Origin of the sequence: Rhodococcus sp. JS3073, assembly GCF_026810085.1 — a bacterium.
Classification (GTDB): Bacteria; Actinomycetota; Actinomycetes; order Mycobacteriales; family Mycobacteriaceae; genus Rhodococcus_F; species Rhodococcus_F wratislaviensis.
Map to the genome: position 1 here is coordinate 7,567,136 of NZ_CP113951.1, position 17,298 is coordinate 7,584,433.

At 68.5% G+C, this 17,298-nt stretch carries 18 protein-coding genes; 13 read left to right on the top strand and 5 right to left on the bottom strand.

The features are described 5' to 3' along the window. Positions 1-15 precede the first annotated feature (15 nt). Positions 16-852: a thioesterase family protein gene (locus tag OYT95_RS34585; protein ID WP_037229512.1), complete on the bottom strand. Its 837-nt coding sequence runs from the start codon at positions 850-852 to the stop codon at positions 16-18. Then, positions 849-1,754: a RecB family exonuclease gene (locus OYT95_RS34590; RefSeq protein WP_112298600.1), complete on the bottom strand. Its 906-nt coding sequence runs from the start codon at positions 1,752-1,754 to the stop codon at positions 849-851. The genes OYT95_RS34585 and OYT95_RS34590 overlap by 4 nt, the downstream gene beginning before the upstream one ends. 94 nt (positions 1,755-1,848) lie before the next feature. On the opposite strand from OYT95_RS34590, the gene OYT95_RS34595 reads away from it, so the two are divergent. Further along, positions 1,849-2,703 carry a tRNA (adenine-N1)-methyltransferase gene (locus OYT95_RS34595; protein WP_009473523.1) on the top strand — a complete coding sequence of 285 codons (855 nt, stop codon included), beginning with the start codon at positions 1,849-1,851 and terminating at the stop codon, positions 2,701-2,703. A gap of 48 nt (positions 2,704-2,751) precedes the next feature. Here OYT95_RS34595 and OYT95_RS34600 read toward each other — a convergent pair whose 3' ends face one another. Beyond that, on the bottom strand, positions 2,752-3,240 hold the full coding sequence (locus tag OYT95_RS34600) for a hypothetical protein (RefSeq protein ID WP_268790164.1): 489 nt from the start codon (positions 3,238-3,240) through the stop codon (positions 2,752-2,754). A gap of 183 nt (positions 3,241-3,423) precedes the next feature. On the opposite strand from OYT95_RS34600, the gene arc reads away from it, so the two are divergent. Next, a complete protein-coding gene (gene arc / locus OYT95_RS34605) occupies positions 3,424-5,199 on the top strand; it encodes a proteasome ATPase (RefSeq protein WP_037229518.1) in 1,776 nt (591 codons plus the stop codon). Between the two features lie 66 nt (positions 5,200-5,265). On the opposite strand, the gene OYT95_RS34610 is transcribed toward arc, so the two are convergent. Continuing rightward, positions 5,266-5,814, bottom strand: coding sequence for an NUDIX domain-containing protein (locus OYT95_RS34610; protein WP_037229520.1), 549 nt, complete (start codon positions 5,812-5,814; stop codon positions 5,266-5,268). Positions 5,815-5,896: 82 nt separating this feature from the next. Here OYT95_RS34610 and OYT95_RS34615 point away from each other — a divergent pair, with 82 nt between their 5' ends. The 5 genes from OYT95_RS34615 (at position 5,897) to prcA (ending at position 9,870) form a co-directional block, all read left to right on the top strand. After that, entirely contained in the window at positions 5,897-6,274 is a 378-nt protein-coding gene (locus OYT95_RS34615) for a nitroreductase family deazaflavin-dependent oxidoreductase (RefSeq protein WP_268790165.1), read from the top strand. Between the two features lie 74 nt (positions 6,275-6,348). Then, complete coding sequence (dop, locus tag OYT95_RS34620; RefSeq protein WP_007299057.1) at positions 6,349-7,848, top strand: depupylase/deamidase Dop; 1,500 nt, start codon at positions 6,349-6,351, stop codon at positions 7,846-7,848. A 170-nt stretch (positions 7,849-8,018) separates the two neighbouring features. Beyond that, positions 8,019-8,213, top strand: a complete 195-nt coding sequence (locus OYT95_RS34625) for a ubiquitin-like protein Pup (protein ID WP_007299058.1) — start codon at positions 8,019-8,021, stop codon at positions 8,211-8,213. Continuing rightward, positions 8,210-9,094 carry a proteasome subunit beta gene (gene prcB / locus OYT95_RS34630; protein WP_268790166.1) on the top strand — a complete coding sequence of 295 codons (885 nt, stop codon included), beginning with the start codon at positions 8,210-8,212 and terminating at the stop codon, positions 9,092-9,094. The genes OYT95_RS34625 and prcB overlap by 4 nt, the downstream gene beginning before the upstream one ends. Continuing rightward, the gene (gene prcA, locus OYT95_RS34635; protein ID WP_268790167.1) at positions 9,091-9,870 is read left to right on the top strand and encodes a proteasome subunit alpha; all 780 of its coding nucleotides are present in this window, start codon (positions 9,091-9,093) and stop codon (positions 9,868-9,870) included. The genes prcB and prcA overlap by 4 nt, the downstream gene beginning before the upstream one ends. Here the strand turns inward: prcA and OYT95_RS34640 are convergent. Next, positions 9,861-11,327, bottom strand: coding sequence for a phosphatase PAP2 family protein (locus tag OYT95_RS34640; protein WP_268790168.1), 1,467 nt, complete (start codon positions 11,325-11,327; stop codon positions 9,861-9,863). The genes prcA and OYT95_RS34640 overlap by 10 nt on opposite strands. 73 nt (positions 11,328-11,400) lie before the next feature. On the opposite strand from OYT95_RS34640, the gene pafA reads away from it, so the two are divergent. The 6 genes from pafA to tatC all read left to right on the top strand — a co-directional run bounded on the left by pafA (position 11,401) and on the right by tatC (position 17,297). After that, positions 11,401-12,759 carry a Pup--protein ligase gene (gene pafA / locus OYT95_RS34645; RefSeq protein WP_012687833.1) on the top strand — a complete coding sequence of 453 codons (1,359 nt, stop codon included), beginning with the start codon at positions 11,401-11,403 and terminating at the stop codon, positions 12,757-12,759. Positions 12,760-12,806: 47 nt separating this feature from the next. Beyond that, positions 12,807-13,799, top strand: coding sequence for a helix-turn-helix transcriptional regulator (locus OYT95_RS34650; protein ID WP_112298597.1), 993 nt, complete (start codon positions 12,807-12,809; stop codon positions 13,797-13,799). Continuing rightward, positions 13,796-14,776, top strand: a complete 981-nt coding sequence (locus OYT95_RS34655; RefSeq protein WP_268790169.1) for a helix-turn-helix transcriptional regulator — start codon at positions 13,796-13,798, stop codon at positions 14,774-14,776. The genes OYT95_RS34650 and OYT95_RS34655 overlap by 4 nt, the downstream gene beginning before the upstream one ends. Beyond that, positions 14,773-15,798: a 2-dehydropantoate 2-reductase gene (locus tag OYT95_RS34660; RefSeq protein WP_268790170.1), complete on the top strand. Its 1,026-nt coding sequence runs from the start codon at positions 14,773-14,775 to the stop codon at positions 15,796-15,798. The genes OYT95_RS34655 and OYT95_RS34660 overlap by 4 nt, the downstream gene beginning before the upstream one ends. A gap of 111 nt (positions 15,799-15,909) precedes the next feature. Continuing rightward, positions 15,910-16,185, top strand: a complete 276-nt coding sequence (gene tatA / locus OYT95_RS34665) for a Sec-independent protein translocase subunit TatA (RefSeq protein WP_005242971.1) — start codon at positions 15,910-15,912, stop codon at positions 16,183-16,185. 71 nt (positions 16,186-16,256) lie between these two features. Next, positions 16,257-17,297, top strand: a complete 1,041-nt coding sequence (gene tatC / locus OYT95_RS34670; protein WP_268790171.1) for a twin-arginine translocase subunit TatC — start codon at positions 16,257-16,259, stop codon at positions 17,295-17,297. Position 17,298: the final 1 nt, after the last annotated feature.

Below are 17,298 nucleotides of genomic sequence, written 5' to 3' on the forward strand. Positions count from 1 at the left end.
CCGCGCTCGCTCCGATCAGGGGCGGGCGCGGACCTGTACGGTCTGGGCGATCCGGCCGACGGCGCCGGTCTCGTCGTAGAGCACACCCGCACACATTCCCACTCCGTCGGGTCCGATGGAGGTTTCGGAGCTGACCCCCACCCAGTCGCCCTCGGGGACCCGGAAGATGTGCACGGTGAGGTCGGTGTTGAGGAACGTCCAGTCCGCCGGGTCGAGTTTCGATCCCACACCGTTGGCGATGTCCGCGATGGAGAACAGTCGCTCGAGCGGCGTCATGGTCTCGCCGAGAACCAGTGTGGGCCGCGGCTTCGCCCACAGCTTGCCCGGGCCCTCGCATCCCATCTCGGCGATCCACCGCCAGTCGAGGGTCGTCAGGTAGCCCGAATTCCAGGCTTCGCTGAACTTGCCGTCCCGGCCGGTGGACCGCGGTTCGAGTGGCGGGTCGACGACGTGGACGGCGTCGCTGGTGTCGACGGTCTCCATCCGCCAGGCCGAGCCCCGCGCCACGGCACGGGGCCGGTCGCCGACGGTCCACAATTCGGCGACCACGAGCTCCACTCGGCGTCCCGGTCGCTGCACCCAGGACCGGACCTCGAGCTCGGCGATGGGGATGGGACCGAGGATCTCGACCACGACCCGCGTGAGACGCACGTCGTCGCGTGGGGCGCAGCGCTCGAGTGCTCGCACGAGCAGTGCGGACGGGGGAGCGCCGTGCTGCATCGTCTCGGCCCACACGCTGATCGTCAGATCCGTGCTGTCGAACCGCTCGACGGTGATCTTCTGGTCCGAGTCCACGTCCGGCGCACTCAGTGCTTCCGAACCGAGTGGTACGTAATAGGACTCGGAACTCATTCGACAATCTCCTCGAAACCCGGTGCGTCTTCGGCGGGCCCCTCCGGCCATCCCGGGTAGGGAGGCGGCGTTCCGCCGAACGAGGGGCACAGGGACTTATGATCACACCAGTCGCAGAGCCGGCTCGGCTTGGGTCGGAAATCGCCGGTGACCCCAGCCGCCAGGATGGCCTTCCAGATCGCCGACAGCGTGCGCTCGAACCGCAGCAGTTCGTCCTCGTCGGGTGCGTAGGTGAGGACCGTGCCCGACGCGAGGTATAGCAGCCGCAGCTGCGCGGGGACGATGCCGCGGGTGCGGAGCAGGACCAGCGCGTAGAACTTCATCTGGAACAGCGCCTTGGACTCGGACATCTCGCGGGGCGCTCGGCCGGTCTTGTAGTCGACCACCCGCACCTCACCGGTGGGGGCGACGTCGATGCGGTCGACGAATCCGCGCAGCAGCACCCCGTCGGCGAGTTCGGTCTCGACGCGCTGTTCGCACGATTCGGCCTCGAACCGGGTGGGATCCTCCAGCTCGTAATAGGCGGTGACGAGGGAACGCGCCTCGTCGAGGAAGGTGTCGCGCTCCTCCTCGGGGACCAGGTCGATCAGGTCGGGGGCCTCGGCGAGAATGCGCTCCCAGGACGGGAGAATCAGATCGGCCGCCTTCTGCGGGACGCGTTCGGCCGCGGGCAGCCCGAACAGGGTCTCCAGTGCGGCGTGCACGACCGTGCCCTTCACCTGCGCGCGTGACGGCGCCTCGGGAAGCCGGTCGACGGCGCGGAAACGGTAGAGGAGCGGGCACTGTTTGAAGTCGCCGGCGCGGGACGGTGACAGGGCGGGGCGCCTGCGGGTGGTCGAAGTGTCGCCGGGCTGTGACGGGGAACCCTTTGTGACGGGGGCTGGCGACTCTGAGATGCTCACACCTGGCAGGGTAGGCCCCCGGTCCGACAGTCGAGTCGGGGCGCGGTGTGGGCGTCGGACGGCGCCGGACGAACAGGCTGAGGAGTCGGTGACGATGGTGGGACGCGAAACGCGACCGAGCGGACCGTTTCGGGTGGGCGATCGCGTCCAGTTGACGGACGCGAAAGGCCGGCACTACACGGTCAACCTGGAGGCCGGCAAGGAGTTCCACACCCACCGCGGCGGCATCCTGCACGACGACCTGATCGGCACCGACGAGGGCAGCGTGGTCAAGTCGACCAACGGCACCCCGTACCTCGCGCTGCGACCGCTGCTCGTCGACTACATCCTGTCGATGCCCCGCGGGGCGCAGGTCATCTACCCGAAGGATGCCGCGCAGATCGTCCACGAGGGCGACGTCTTCCCGGGCGCCCGCGTGCTCGAGGCCGGTGCCGGGTCGGGCGCGCTGACGTGCTCACTGCTGCGGGCGGTCGGTCCGGAAGGCCGGGTCATCTCGTACGAGGTGCGCGACGACCACGCCGAACACGCGGTCCGGAACGTCGAGACGTTCTTCGGGGAACGCCCCGAGAACTGGGATCTGACCATCGCCGACGTCGCCGAGTTCGACGCCGACGCGGCGGGCGGTCAGGTCGACCGGGTGGTCCTCGACATGCTGGCCCCCTGGGACGCGCTGCCCGCGGTGTCCAAGGCGCTGGTTCCCGGCGGTGTGCTCATCGTCTATGTCGCCACTGTGACGCAGCTCTCGAAGGTGGTCGAGGCGATGCGCGAGCAGGAGTGCTGGACCGAGCCGCGGTCCTGGGAATCGATCGTTCGCGGGTGGCACGTCGTCGGGCTCGCCGTGCGCCCGGAACACCGGATGCAGGGCCACACCGCGTTCCTGGTGAGCGCCCGGCGTCTCGCCGAGGGAACCGTCACCCCCAAGCCGCAGCGCCGCTCGGGCAAGGGCTGAGACACGCCTTCGGCGGCGCCCGGAGAGGGCGCCGCCGAAGGCGGAAAACTAGCTGCAGCCGGCGCGTGCCATGCCCAGCAGGGTGCACGTGCTCTCGTCCGACACCTTCCAGGTGCCGTCGACGTTCTCCCACGTCCACGCGGTCGGAGCGGCTGTGCCGTGCGGGCTGACGATCGCGACGTTCGCCGTCGCGGTATCGCCCTCTACCTGCACATCCGTGACCGTGAAGGACACCGGGTAGTTGGCCATCGCCGCCGTCATGGCCTCCAGATTCGGGCGGCGTTCGTCGCCGTCGACGACCACGGCGGTCTTCTCGTCGACCGGTCGGGCAGGATCCACGAGCAGCTGGAGTGTGCCGAGCAGTTCCTCCGACGTGGGGGCCGCAACCGCCTCGGCTGCCGCGGACGTCGGCGCCGCGGCGTCGGAAGCGTCGTCGGACGAGCAGGCCGACATCCCCAGCGCGAGAACCACCGCGCCGACGGCAACCGCGGACCTACCGATGAAGGATGTGCCGTTCACGGGCTTGCGGATTATCACGACGAACCCTTTCGTTACACAGAACAGAGAGGCAAGTGCTTGACAAGTAGGTAAGGCTAACATGAGAGGTTCGGTGGCCCAGGGTGTCGTGTATGCCGATTCGCAATCGGCAGAATCCGTGTCACGGCGCAGAATTCGGGCAGTGCCGGTAGCGTTGATAGATCTCATTGGGAGGAGACGCACATGAGCTCGACAGAGAACCCCGATTCGGTTGCGGCCGCACGAGAGCTCGAGGCGTTGCGCGCAGAGGCGTCGGCACTGCGCAGGCAGCTCGCGGAGTCGCCGGAACAGCTTCGTGAGATGGAATCGCGAGTGGACTCGCTGTCCATCCGGAACACCAAGTTGATGGACACCCTCAAGGAGGCCCGTCAGCAGCTCATCGCCCTTCGAGAAGAAGTCGATCGCCTCGGCCAGCCGCCGAGCGGGTACGGCGTGCTGCTCGGAGTGCACGACGATCAGACCGTGGACGTGTTCACCTCCGGTCGCAAGATGCGGTTGACCTGCTCCCCGAACGTCGACGCCGAGATCCTCAAGCTCGGCCAGACCGTGCGCCTCAACGAGGCACTCACGATCGTGGAGGCCGGCAACTTCGAGCGTGTGGGTGAGATCAGCACGCTGCGCGAGGTCCTCGACGACGGTCAGCGCGCCCTCGTGGTCGGGCACGCCGACGAGGAACGGATCGTCTGGCTGGCCGAACCCCTCGCCACCGTGTACGCGGACAGCGAGAGGGAGTCGATCGCGTACGACGCGGAATCGCCCACCCGCAAGCTTCGGCCAGGCGACTCCCTCCTCGTCGACACCAAGGCCGGGTACGCGTTCGAGCGGATCCCCAAGGCCGAGGTCGAGGATCTGGTCCTCGAAGAGGTTCCCGACGTGCACTACGACGACATCGGCGGCCTCGGACGGCAGATCGAGCAGATCCGCGACGCCGTCGAGTTGCCGTTCCTCCACAAGGACCTGTTCCACGAATACGAGCTGCGGCCACCGAAGGGTGTGCTCCTCTACGGTCCGCCCGGGTGCGGGAAGACGCTCATCGCCAAGGCGGTCGCCAACTCGCTCGCGAAGAAGATCGCGGAGGCCCGGGGGCAGGACAGCAAGGAAGCCAAGTCCTACTTCCTCAACATCAAGGGCCCCGAGCTGCTGAACAAGTTCGTCGGCGAGACCGAGCGGCACATCCGGCTGATCTTCCAGCGGGCCCGGGAGAAGGCGTCCGAGGGCACCCCGGTGATCGTGTTCTTCGACGAGATGGATTCGATCTTCCGTACCCGCGGATCGGGCGTCTCCTCCGACGTCGAGACGACCGTCGTGCCGCAGCTGCTCAGTGAGATCGACGGTGTCGAGGGACTCGAGAACGTCATCGTGATCGGCGCGTCCAACCGCGAGGACATGATCGACCCCGCGATCCTGCGTCCCGGCCGCCTCGACGTGAAGATCAAGATCGAACGCCCCGACGCGGAGTCGGCACAGGACATCTTCTCGAAGTACCTCGTCGAGACGCTGCCGGTGCACAGCGACGACATCGCGGAGTTCGGCGGCGACCGCACTGCCTGCATCCGGGTGATGATCGAACGGGTCGTCGACCGCATGTACGCCGAGAGCGAGGAGAACCGTTTCCTCGAGGTCACGTACGCCAACGGCGACAAGGAGGTCCTGTACTTCAAGGACTTCAACTCGGGCGCGATGATCCAGAACATCGTCGACCGCGCCAAGAAGTACGCGATCAAGTCGGTGCTCGACACCGGTGCCCCGGGCCTGCGGGTCCAGCACCTGTTCGACTCCATCGTCGACGAGTTCTCGGAGAACGAGGACCTGCCCAACACCACCAATCCCGACGACTGGGCCCGGATCTCGGGCAAGAAGGGTGAGCGGATCGTGTACATCCGCACACTGGTCACCGGCAAGAACGCGAGCGCGAGCCGCGCCATCGACACCGAATCCAACACGGGCCAGTACCTGTAAGCCGTCCGGCACCACCTGCGCGGCGGGAACCCGAACCCGGTTCCCGCCGCGCAGGTGTGCTGTGTGTCAGCGGTCCCGTGTGACGAGGTAGTCCTCGAGGAGCGCCCGGGTGTCCGGTACGAACGGCCACTGCGGGTCGTGCAGGTGCGTCACCAGTTCGTGGGGCGTCCACCACCAGCCCGACGCGATCTCGCTGGCCTGGTGGACGATCGGCCCGTCCCAGTGCGTCTCGTAGGCGTACAGGTGGCAGCGCAGCCGCAGACCCTGCCAGTGCCCGTCCCACGCCACCGTCGCGATGGGGGTGAGGCCCACTCCGGTGATGCCCAGTTCCTCCGCAAGCTCCCGGCTCGCGGCCTCCTCCGGGGTTTCCCCGGGATCGACCACCCCGCCCGCCAGGCAGTCGTGATGTCCGGCGAACACCGTCTTCGTGTCCGCGCGTCGGTGCACGTAGAGGCGCTTCCCGTCGCCGGATCGGACGAGGACGCCCGCACTCGCATGCCACAACCCCTCGGCGTAGACGCGGGAACGCTCGGCGGACCCCACCGGTCGTCCCGCACTGTCGAACACCGCCACCACTTCGTCCGTGCCGGGTGGGGTGTTCGGTGCGGAATCCATGTGTCGATCCTGCCAGCACCCCGGCGGACGTCGGTACTGTCGAGGTCGGTTGCTCGTTCCGGTGCCGAAGGGGTGAGAGTGCATGGCGTTGCCGCGTTCGGTCGCCCGATTCAACCGGGTCGCCACCAATCAGGTGAGCCGTCACGTCGCGACGCTCCTGCCCGGGTTCGCGATGGTCGAGCACCGGGGCCGCAGGTCGGGCAAGGCGTATCGCACACCCGTCAACGTGTTCGTCGTGGACGGCCGCTACCGGTTCGCGCTGACGTACGGTGCGCACAGCGACTGGGTGCGAAACGTGGTGGCGGCGGGCGGATGCACCATCGTGACGCGCCGCCGGACGGTGCACCTGACGGACCCGAGAGTCGTCACCGACAGCACCCACTCCTGGGTTCCCGCCGGGGTCCGGACGGTGCTCCGGGCGATCTCGGCGGACCAGTACCTGGAGTGCTCGCCGGACTAGTCGCCGGACGCGAACGGCTCGCGCGGCAGGAGTGTGCCGCCGGGTGATGTGGGTGATCGCATAGGCTCGGCAGCATGCAGCGGATCATCGGTGTCGAAGTCGAGTACGGAATCTCCTCACCCAGCGAGCCTTCGGCCAATCCGATCTTGACGTCCACCCAGGCGGTGCTGGCCTACGCGGCGGCAGCGGGAGTGCCGCGCGCCAAGCGCACCCGATGGGATTACGAGGTGGAATCCCCGCTACGCGATGCCCGCGGATTCGACCTGGGCCGGCTGAGCGGCCCGGCGCCGGTGATCGACGCCGACGAGGTCGGCGCGGCCAACATGATCCTCACCAACGGCGCCCGGCTCTACGTCGATCACGCGCACCCCGAGTACTCGGCCCCGGAGGTCACCGACCCCCTGGACGCCGTGATCTGGGACAAGGCCGGCGAACGGGTGATGGAGGCGGCCGCCCGGCACGCCTCGAGCGTCCCCGGCGCCCCGCGACTGCAGCTGTACAAGAACAACGTGGACGGCAAGGGCGCGTCGTACGGCACCCACGAGAATTACCTGATGTCCCGGGCCACGCCGTTCTCCGCGGTGATCAACGGGCTGACCCCGTTCTTCGCGTCCCGTCAGGTGATCTGCGGGTCGGGCCGGGTGGGCATCGGCCAGTCCGGTGACGAGGCCGGCTTCCAGCTGTCCCAGCGGGCCGACTACATCGAGGTGGAGGTCGGGCTCGAGACGACACTCAAACGCGGCATCATCAACACTCGCGACGAACCGCACGCGGACGCGGACAAGTACCGGCGTCTGCACGTCATCATCGGCGACGCGAACCTCGCCGAGATGTCGACGTACCTGAAGGTCGGGACGACGGCGCTGGTCCTCGATCTCATCGAGGCCGGTGTCGACCTCACCGACCTGCAGCTGGCCCGCCCGGTGACCGCCGTGCACCACATCAGCCACGACCCGACGCTGCGCGCGACGGTCGCGCTGGCCGACGGCCGGGAACTGACCGGGCTTGCGTTGCAGCGGATCTACCTGGACCGAGTCGACAAGTTCATGTCCGCCGAGGGCAACGACGACCCCCGCGTCGCCGATCTGCTGGAGAAGTGGGCGATGGTGCTCGACCTCCTCGAGCGGGACCCGATGGAGTGCGCTCACCTGCTGGACTGGCCGGCCAAGCTGCGCCTGCTCGAGGGTTTCCGGAACCGCGAGGGCCTCAACTGGTCCGCGCCGCGACTGCATCTGGTCGACCTGCAGTACTCGGATGTCCGCCTGGACAAGGGGCTCTACAACCGGCTGGTCGCGCGCGGGTCGATGGAACGGCTCGTCTCGGAGCAGGCGGTGCTCGACGCCGTCGACACCCCGCCCACCGACACCCGCGCCTACTTCCGGGGTGAGTGCCTGCGCAAGTTCGGGGCCGACATCGCGGCCGCGAGCTGGGATTCGGTGATCTTCGACCTCGGTGGCGACTCCCTGGTCCGTATCCCCACGCTCGAGCCGCTGCGGGGCAGCAAGGCGCACGTGGGGGAGTTGCTGGAGTCGGTGGAGACCGCGAAAGAGCTCGTCGACGAACTCACGAACTGACCCGTCGACCGGTCCCGGACGGATCTGCGCCGGAACTCGCCGTCGCGTCGGCACACGTGGGGCGGCGACGCTCGGTAGGGTGAAGGTCCGAGCGGATGATGTAGTCAGACTGCTTGGCAGGACAGGACGCTCGGAAGAAGAGCTCCCTTCACACAAGGAGGTCGGCTGCGATGGCGCAAGAGCAGACCAAACGAACTGGTGGCGGCGACGAGGACGACACCCCGGGTGCTGACGGTGCCGCGGGTCAGGAACGTCGCGAAAAGCTGGCCGAGGACACCGACGACCTGCTCGACGAGATCGACGACGTGCTCGAGGAGAACGCCGAGGACTTCGTCCGGGCCTATGTCCAGAAGGGCGGCCAGTGACGGCGGATCGACCGGCATTGCGGACAGGCGACGGTGAGACGAGGCTCAGTTTCGGTTCGAATCTGAGCTCGTTCACCGAGTATCTGCGTGGTCACGCACCAGAATTGCTGCCGGAGAATCGGATCGGCCATCGTTCGCACTCGACACGGGGTGGTGACGGGATGGAGAGCGGTGATCTCGCACCGCACGGAACGACGATCGTGGCGCTCACCTACAAGGGTGGCGTCCTGCTCGCAGGCGACCGGCGCGCGACCCAGGGCAACCTGATCGCCAGCCGGGACGTCGAGAAGGTGTACGTCACCGACGAATATTCGGCGGCCGGCATCGCCGGCACCGCGGGTATCGCCATCGAACTGGTCCGCCTGTTCGCCGTCGAACTCGAGCACTACGAGAAGATCGAGGGCGTTCAGCTGACCTTCGACGGCAAGGCCAACCGCCTGGCGTCGATGGTGCGGGGCAACCTCGGGGCGGCCATGCAGGGTCTCGCGGTCGTCCCGCTGCTCGTCGGCTACGACCTCGACGCGGACGACGAGGCCCACGCGGGCCGGATCGTCTCGTACGACGTCGTCGGCGGCCGGTACGAGGAACGTGCCGGATACCACGCGGTCGGTTCGGGATCGTTGTTCGCGAAGTCGGCACTGAAGAAGATCTACTCGCCGGACAGCGACGAGGAGACCGCCCTGCGGGCGGCCATCGAATCGCTGTACGACGCGGCCGACGACGACTCGGCCACCGGTGGGCCCGACCTGACCCGCGGCATCTACCCGACCGCGGTCACGATCACCCAGGCCGGTGCCGTACACGTGTCCGAGGAGACGACGTCCGAGTTGGCTCGGCGCATCGTCGCCGAGCGCACCGAAGAATGGGGGTCTGCGCGATGACCATGCCGTATTACGCCTCCGCCGAGCAGATCATGCGGGACCGCTCGGAACTGGCGCGCAAGGGAATTGCCCGGGGACGCAGCGTCGTGGTGCTCACGTTCCGCGACGGCGTGCTGTTCGTCGCCGAGAATCCCTCCACCGCGCTGCACAAGGTCAGCGAGCTGTACGACCGGCTCGGCTTCGCGGCCGTCGGCAAGTACAACGAGTTCGAGAACCTGCGGCGCGCCGGGATCGTCCACGCCGACATGCGCGGCTACTCCTACGACCGCCGTGACGTGACGGGCCGATCGCTGGCCAACGCGTACGCCCAGACCCTGGGCACGATCTTCACCGAACAGCCCAAGCCGTACGAGGTGGAGATCTGCGTCGCGGAGGTCGGGCGCGTGGGCAGCCCGAAGGCTCCCCAGCTGTACCGCATCACCTACGACGGATCCATCGTCGACGAACAGCATTTCGTCGTGATGGGTGGCACGACCGAGCCGATCGCGACCGCCATGCGCGAGTCGTACCGTGCCGACCTCGATCTCGAGGCGGCGGTCGGTATCGCGGTGAACGCGCTGCGTCAGGGCGGTGCCGGGGAAGGCGAGAAGCGGAACGTCGATGTGGCCAGCCTCGAGGTGGCCGTGCTCGACCAGTCCCGTCCTCGCCGCGCGTTCCGGCGGATCGCCGGACCCGCGCTCGAACGGCTGATCCCCGCAGCGCCTGCGGCCGCCTCGGAGCCCCCTCCGGAGTCGAAGCCGGACACCGAGACGAAGCCGGCCGACCCTCAGGTCTGAGGCCGGTACACCGCGATACCTTCGGGCACCGTCCGGAAGTCGAACCTCAGGGCGTCGGCGACCACTTCACCGTCGGTGGCCAGCGCGACCGGCGAGCCGTCCACGCGGACGGTGAGCCGGGGCACGAGGGATCGCACGTACACCCGGCTGCTTCCGAGCGTCCCGGTGGCGGCGGCGAACAGCAGCCGCGGCCGGGACGCTGTCCGGTCGGCCCGCACGTACCGGACGTCGAGCAGTCCGCCGGTGATGGCGGGACGCGACATCGGGACCTGATCGGCCGGGGAATACCGACCGTTCCCCACGAACAACATCCAGACCTTCACGGGCCTGCCGTCGATGGTGACGGCGAGCGGTGTTGCCGCGGAGAGAATCCGGATCATCGCCACACACGCCGCGGGCCACTTGCCGTACCGCGGCTGCCACTTCTCCCGCAGTCGCACCGCGTCGGGATAGCCACCGAGACTGGCGGTGTTGAGGAACGGCGCCGGCTCCGCGACGTCGGTGTGGACGACGGCCTGATCGACGAGAACCGCATGTCCGGTCTCGACGGCGTTCGCCGTGTCCGAGATGTCGGCGACGCCGGCGTCCCGCGCGAAGTGATTGAGCGTTCCGCCCGGGAACACCGCCAGCGGCAATGCGTGACGCGCTGCCGCGGACGCGACGGCGACCACGGTCCCGTCGCCACCGCACACTCCGAGGGCGCGGGGCTTCCGGTCGGTCACCCAGGTGTCGAGTTGTTCGGCGAAATCGCGGTCGGTGTCGAGTGCGCGCACGTCGGCCTTGGGGAGAGCGGTCGTGATCTCCTCGCTGGGATCGACACTGTCGGGCCCGGAATCCGGGTTGACCACCACGAGCAGGTCCTCACCGCCCCGAAGTGCCGGTGCGTCGACGGTGGGGCCCAGCTCCGCCGGTTCCTCTGTGCGCACCGCCCACCAGCGGCGGGTGCCCGATGCGACGGCCCCGCCGAGTATCAGCCCGGCGGCGACATCAGTCGGCCAGTGCACGCCGTTGTGCACACGGGAGTAGGCGACCGCGGCGGCAAGGGGGGCCACGACGGCAGCGGTCGCGGGCGATTCCAGGGCGACACCCGTGGTGAATGCCGCCGCCGACGCCGCATGTCCGGACGGGAACGACGAGGACCGGGGGATCGCCACCCCACGCAGCACGTTCGTCCATACGCGGGCCGGCGGGCGGCGCCGCGGGAACAGCGGCTTGAGGATGCCGTTGGCCAGACCGCTCGCCATCGTGAGGGAGAGCAGGCCCCGCACACCACCGCGCCGGGCGCGCCCGCCGACCAGTCCCAGCACCGCCGCCACGAACCACCACAGCAGCCCCTTGTCGGCCGCGCGGCTGAGGAAGCGCATGGCCCGGTCGAGCCCGGACGGGCTCAGATCGGCGCTGCGGTCGAAGATGATCTCGTCGGCCCGGTGGATTCGGTGTAGGTGTCGGTTCACCATCTCAGGGTATGCGCGGGGTGTCGCCGGACGGTTTTAACGCTCCGCCGGGTGATCCGCGTTGTACTGTCGAGGTGTGCAGCGACGAATCATGGGAATTGAGACAGAGTTCGGTGTGACCTGCACCTTCCATGGTCACAGGCGACTGAGCCCGGACGAGGTTGCGCGCTACCTGTTCCGGCGGGTGGTGTCGTGGGGCCGGAGCTCCAACGTGTTTCTCCGGAACGGTGCCCGCCTGTATCTGGACGTCGGCTCGCACCCCGAATACGCGACAGCCGAGTGCGACAACCTCATCCAGTTGGTCAACCACGACCGGGCGGGGGAGCGCGTACTCGAGGAGTTGTTGATCGACGCCGAACAGCGGCTCGCCGAGGAAGGCATCGGCGGCGACATCTACCTGTTCAAGAACAACACGGACTCGGCGGGCAATTCGTACGGCTGTCACGAGAACTTCCTCGTGGCCCGGGCCGGCGAATTCTCCCGGATCTCGGACGTGCTGCTCCCGTTCCTGGTGACGCGGCAGCTGATCTGTGGCGCCGGCAAGGTCCTGCAGACGCCGAAGGCAGCGACGTTCTGCCTGTCGCAGCGCGCGGAGCACATCTGGGAGGGTGTGTCCTCGGCGACCACGCGGTCGCGGCCCATCATCAACACCCGTGACGAGCCGCACGCCGACGCGGAGAAGTACCGCCGCCTGCACGTGATCGTCGGCGACTCGAACATGTCCGAGTCCACCACCATGCTCAAGGTGGGCACCGCCGCGCTCGTCCTCGAGATGATCGAGGCCGGGGTGTCGTTCCGCGACTTCGCGCTCGACAACCCGATCCGCGCCATCCGCGAGGTCAGTCACGACGTCACCGGACGCCGTCCGGTGCGGCTCGCCGGCGGCCGGCAGGCCAGTGCCCTCGACATTCAGCGGGAGTACCACGCGCGCGCGGTGGAACACCTGCAGAACCGGGATCCTGATCCGCAGGTCACGCAGGTGGTCGACCTGTGGGGTCGCATGCTCGACGCGGTCGAGACGCAGGACTTCGCGAAGGTCGACACGGAGATCGACTGGGTGATCAAGCGCAAGCTGTTCCAGCGCTACCAGGACCGGCACGGCTTCGAGCTGGCCGATCCGAAGATCGCGCAGCTGGATCTGGCGTACCACGACATCAAACGAGGGCGCGGCGTGTTCGACGTGCTGCAGCGGAAGGGTCTGGTCAAGCGGATCACCGAGGACGAGACGATCGAGGCGGCCGTGGACACTCCGCCGCAGACCACCCGGGCGAAGCTGCGCGGCGAGTTCATCACCGCCGCGCAGGAGGCCGGACGGGACTTCACGGTCGACTGGGTGCATCTCAAGCTCAACGACCAGGCCCAGCGGACCGTGCTGTGCAAGGACCCGTTCCGGTCGGTCGACGAGCGGGTGGAGCGCCTGATTGCCTCGATGTAGCGGCGCTGTGGGAGTCCGTAACGGGCTCACCCACTAGGCTTCCGGGCGTGCCGACTTCCAAGATCGAGCGGTTGATGAACCTGGTGATCTGTTTGTTGTCCACCAGACAGTTCCTCACCGCCGAGAAGATTCGCGAGAGCGTTGCCGGGTACGCCGACTCCGCGAGCGACGAGGCGTTCAGCCGCATGTTCGAACGCGACAAGAACGAGCTCCGGGATCTCGGTGTTCCGCTCGAGACCGGGCAGGCATCGCGGTTCTCGACGGTCGAGGGCTATCGCATCAACCGCAACGCGTACGAGCTTCCCGACATCGACCTCAGCCAGGAGGAGTCGGCGGCGGTCGCGGTGGCCGTCCAGTTGTGGGAGTCCCCGGAGTTGACGTCCGCGGCCCAGGGGGCACTGCTCAAGCTGCGTGCAGCGGGCGTGCAGGTGGATCCGGATTCGGCGGCAACCCCGATCACGGCGGTCCCCGCCCGCACCCGAGGCTCCGAACCGGCGCTCGGCAAGCTGCTGGCGGCGGTCGATGCCGGCCGCGCCGTGCATTTCCCGCACCGCGGCGCCCTCAACGAGCCGTACACCGAGCGCACCGTCGAACCCTGGGGTGTCGTCACCGCGCACGGCCGGTGGTACCTCGTCGGTCACGACGTCGACAGGAAGGCCGTGCGAACGTTCCGGCTGTCGCGGATCGGCGACGACGTGACGGAGTTCGGACCGTCCGGGGTCGTCCACAAACCGGCGGGCGTCGACCTCCGGGAGATCGTCGACCGGGTCACCGGCTCGGGGGAGGTCACCGGGACCGCCACCGTGTGGGTGGCCGAGGGCCGAGCCCAGGAACTGCGCCGACTGGCGACCACGGCGGAGGAGAAGCGGGTGAACGAGCGCAGCGGCACCGTGCTCGGGATCCCGGTCCGTTCGCGGGACTGGATCGCGCGGCTGGTCGCGGGCCACGGTGCGGACGCCCTGGTCCTCGATCCGCCCGAACTACGCCACGACGTGCTGACCAAGCTGAAGGACGCCGCAGGGGAAGGGGGCACGTCGTGAGCAACAGGCTGTCGTCGAGACTGTCCCGGCTCCTCAACCTGGTGCCATACTTCATCGCGAACCCCGGGATGAGCGCGGCCGAGGCCGCCGCCGAACTGGGCGTCACCACCACCCAGCTGATGTCCGACCTCAACCAGTTGTGGGTGTGCGGCCTGCCCGGCTACGGTCCCGGCGACCTCATCGACCTCTCGTTCTCCGAGGAGAGCATCGAGGTGACGTTCTCGGCGGGCATCGACCGCCCGCTGCGGTTGACGTCCACCGAAGCGACCGCCCTGCTGATTGCCCTGCGTTCGCTGGTGGAGATGCCGGGCATGGTCGATCCGTCCGCGGCGCACAGCGCCATCGCCAAGATCGAGGACGCCGCGGGCACCGCGGCGGCCCGCGCGGCGGTGACGCCGGCGTCGGAGCGGGATGCGGTGGAGGACGTCGCGGAAGATCCCATCGCCGCCGCGGTGCGGTCCGCGCTCCATCATCGGCGCGCACTCCACCTGACGTACTACTCGGCGTCCCGGGACCGGGTCACCGAGCGCACCGTGGATCCGGTGCGGATCGTGCTGGTCGACAACCACAGTTATCTACAGGCGTGGTGCCGGCAGGCCGAGGGGGTCCGGCTGTTCCGGCTCGACCGGATCGACGCCGCCACCGAGCTGGACGAGCCGTCCACACCGCCGGCGCAGGCCCTCGTGCGGGATTCCAACCTGGAATTGTTCAGCGGCGACGCGTCCCTTCCCCAGGCCCGGTTGCACATCGGCGCCGACTGCGTGTGGGTGCTCGACTACTACCCGATGGATGTCCGGGCGGTTGCCGCGGACGGCTCGGTCGAGGCGAGCATGAGCTACGGGGCGCTCGAGTGGATGGCCCGGCTCGTGCTCGGTTTCGGCGCCGGGATCACGGTCCTCGAACCGGCCGAACTGGTCGACGAGGTGCGCCGCCGGGCCGTGGAGGCGCTGTCGGCTTACGACGCCGTCCAGGCATGAGCGGCGACGGACGTCCGCTGCGGATCAGCGTCTTCGGCGCGGGCAGCATCGGATGCTATCTCGGGGGCCGGCTCGCCGCGGCCGGCGCCGAGGTGACCCTGATCGGCCGGGAGCGCGTCGGCGCGGAGATCCGCGAACACGGGTTGCGGCTGACGGACCTGCACGGAGCGGAGATCCGAGTCGGTGCCTCCGGGATCGGCTTCGCCACCGGCCCCGCGTCGGCGGCCACGGCCGACCTCGTCGTCGTCTCGGTGAAATCGGCGGGGACACCGGACGCGGGTGCCGCGCTGGCATCCGCGATCGGTTCCGACACGGTTGTGGTCAGTGCGCAGAACGGGCTGGGCAATGCAGACACCCTGCGTGCGGCACTGCCGGAGCACGTCGTCCTCGCGGCAATGGTCCCGTTCAACGTGGTGCACCGCGGCGGCGGGCACTTCCACCAGGGTTCCGAGGGCGACCTGGAGATCGAGCAGCATCCGGCGGTGCGCGCATTCGAGCGGGTATTCGACGACGCCGGGTTGCCCCTACACGCACGTGCGGACTTCCGCTCGGTGCAGTGGGCGAAGCTGCTGCTCAACCTGAACAACGCGGTCAACGCCCTGTCCGGCCTGCCGCTCCGCGAGGAGTTGTCGCAGCGGTCGTTCCGGCGCGCGGTCGCCCTGGCGCAGCGGGAAGCGCTCGCTCTCCTGACCGCCCGCGGTATCGCTGTCGCCAAGCTCACACCGCTGCCGCCGCAGTGGATTCCCCGGCTGCTGACCGTCCCGGACGCGGTGTTCCGGGTGGCGGGCAGCCGGATGCTGGCCATCGACCCGCACGCACGATCCTCGATGTGGGACGACCTCGAAGCGGGCCGGCGGACCGAAGTGGACTGGATCAGCGGGGAGATCGTGCGGCTGGCCGCGGCGTCGGGCAGGGCCGCGCCGGTGAACGCGAGGCTGGTCGAACTGGTCCGCGAGGCCGAGGCGGGCGGGAACCGGCACTGGTCCGGGGACACCTTGCTCGCCGATCTGCGCTCACAGTGAGCACTCAGGAAAGCGACAGGTAAACGGCAGCGCAACTAGCCGGTTTCGGCCGGACCGGTGCCGTGTATGTCCGGTAGCATCAGGGTCACCTGATCTTTTGGAGGTTTCATCATGGGAGCCATGAGCCCCTGGCACTGGGCCATCGTCGCGTTGGTCGTCATCATCCTGTTCGGTTCCAAGAAGCTGCCCGACGCGGCTCGTGGACTCGGCCGTTCGCTCCGCATCTTCAAGAGCGAGGTCAAGGAGATGCAGAACGACAACAGCACGCCGGCGCCCACCGCGCAGCAGAGCGCGCCCGCCGAGCTGCCCGTGGCGGACACCACCGCCGCACCGGTCACCCCTCCGGCGCCGGTGCAGCCGCAACACACCGAGCCCAAGTCGGCGTAGCCCGAGCCGCCTGACAACCGGGGTGACTCTTCACCCCGGTTGCCTGCTGACCAAGACTAGGGCGAACAACAGTGCGAATTCCGTTCGATCCGCGCACCAGCAAGCGGAGGACCAATCCCGACGGCACCATGTCGTTGGTCGATCACCTCTACGAGCTGCGGACGCGACTGCTCCTGTCGGTGCTGGCCATCCTGGTCACCACCGCGGTGGGCTTCTACTGGTACTCCCACCAGATTCTCGGGATCGAGAGCCTCGGTGAGCTCCTGCAGGGGCCGTACTGCTCGCTGCCGGCGTCGAGCCGCGCCGACCTGACCAGCGACGGGTCGTGCCGCCTCCTCGCGACCGGACCGTTCGAGCAGTTTATGCTCCGCTTCAAGGTCGCGCTCACGGCGGGCATCGTCCTCGCCTGCCCCATCTGGCTGTATCAGCTGTGGGCGTTCATCACCCCCGGCCTCTACGCGAAGGAGCGCCGCTACGCGATCGGCTTCGTGGTGTCCGGCGCGGTGCTGTTCATCGCGGGCGCCGTCCTCGCCTACGTGGTCGTCGCGAAGGCCCTGCACTTCCTGCTGACGATCGGCGACAACGTCCAGATCACCGCACTCGGCGGCGCGGAATACTTCGGGTTCATCATCAACCTGCTGATCATCTTCGGAGTCAGCTTCGAGATCCCGCTGCTCATCGTCGCCCTGAACTTCGTCGGCATCCTGCCCTACGCGAAGCTCAAGGCGTGGCGCCGCGGCCTGATCTTCGCCCTGTTCGTGTTCGCCGCGATCGCCACCCCCGGGCAGGACCCGTTCTCGATGCTCGCCCTCGCGTTCGCGTTGACCCTGCTGTTCGAGGTCGCCGTGCAGATCGCCCGCATCAACGACCGCCGCAAGGCCCGTCGCACGGAGCAGGAGTGGGGTGCTCTCGACGACGACGAGGCGTCGACGATCGCCGCGCCCTCGGACCTGAACGAGGCGTTCGACGTTGCCGCCACACCGGTCCCCGAGCCGGCGGGCCGATTCCGGAGGTCACGCAAGTCCGGGAAGTCCGGCCGCGCGGACAAGACCGACGACGCGAGCACGACCGGCAGCAACACACCGGGTCAGGACTTCTCCGACACCCTGTGAC

What these genes read in the sequence shown, in the direction of transcription:
- OYT95_RS34585 (WP_037229512.1), bottom strand. Translation starts at nt 852, where the DNA reads ATGAGTTCCGAGTCCTATTACGTACCACTCGGTTCGGAAGCACTGAGT.
- OYT95_RS34595 (WP_009473523.1), top strand. Translation starts at nt 1,849, where the DNA reads ATGGTGGGACGCGAAACGCGACCGAGCGGACCGTTTCGGGTGGGCGAT.
- arc (WP_037229518.1), top strand. Translation starts at nt 3,424, where the DNA reads ATGAGCTCGACAGAGAACCCCGATTCGGTTGCGGCCGCACGAGAGCTC.
- OYT95_RS34610 (WP_037229520.1), bottom strand. Translation starts at nt 5,814, where the DNA reads ATGGATTCCGCACCGAACACCCCACCCGGCACGGACGAAGTGGTGGCG.
- OYT95_RS34615 (WP_268790165.1), top strand. Translation starts at nt 5,897, where the DNA reads ATGGCGTTGCCGCGTTCGGTCGCCCGATTCAACCGGGTCGCCACCAAT.
- dop (WP_007299057.1), top strand. Translation starts at nt 6,349, where the DNA reads ATGCAGCGGATCATCGGTGTCGAAGTCGAGTACGGAATCTCCTCACCC.
- OYT95_RS34625 (WP_007299058.1), top strand. Translation starts at nt 8,019, where the DNA reads ATGGCGCAAGAGCAGACCAAACGAACTGGTGGCGGCGACGAGGACGAC.
- prcA (WP_268790167.1), top strand. Translation starts at nt 9,091, where the DNA reads ATGACCATGCCGTATTACGCCTCCGCCGAGCAGATCATGCGGGACCGC.
- OYT95_RS34640 (WP_268790168.1), bottom strand. Translation starts at nt 11,327, where the DNA reads ATGGTGAACCGACACCTACACCGAATCCACCGGGCCGACGAGATCATC.
- OYT95_RS34660 (WP_268790170.1), top strand. Translation starts at nt 14,773, where the DNA reads ATGAGCGGCGACGGACGTCCGCTGCGGATCAGCGTCTTCGGCGCGGGC.
- tatA (WP_005242971.1), top strand. Translation starts at nt 15,910, where the DNA reads ATGGGAGCCATGAGCCCCTGGCACTGGGCCATCGTCGCGTTGGTCGTC.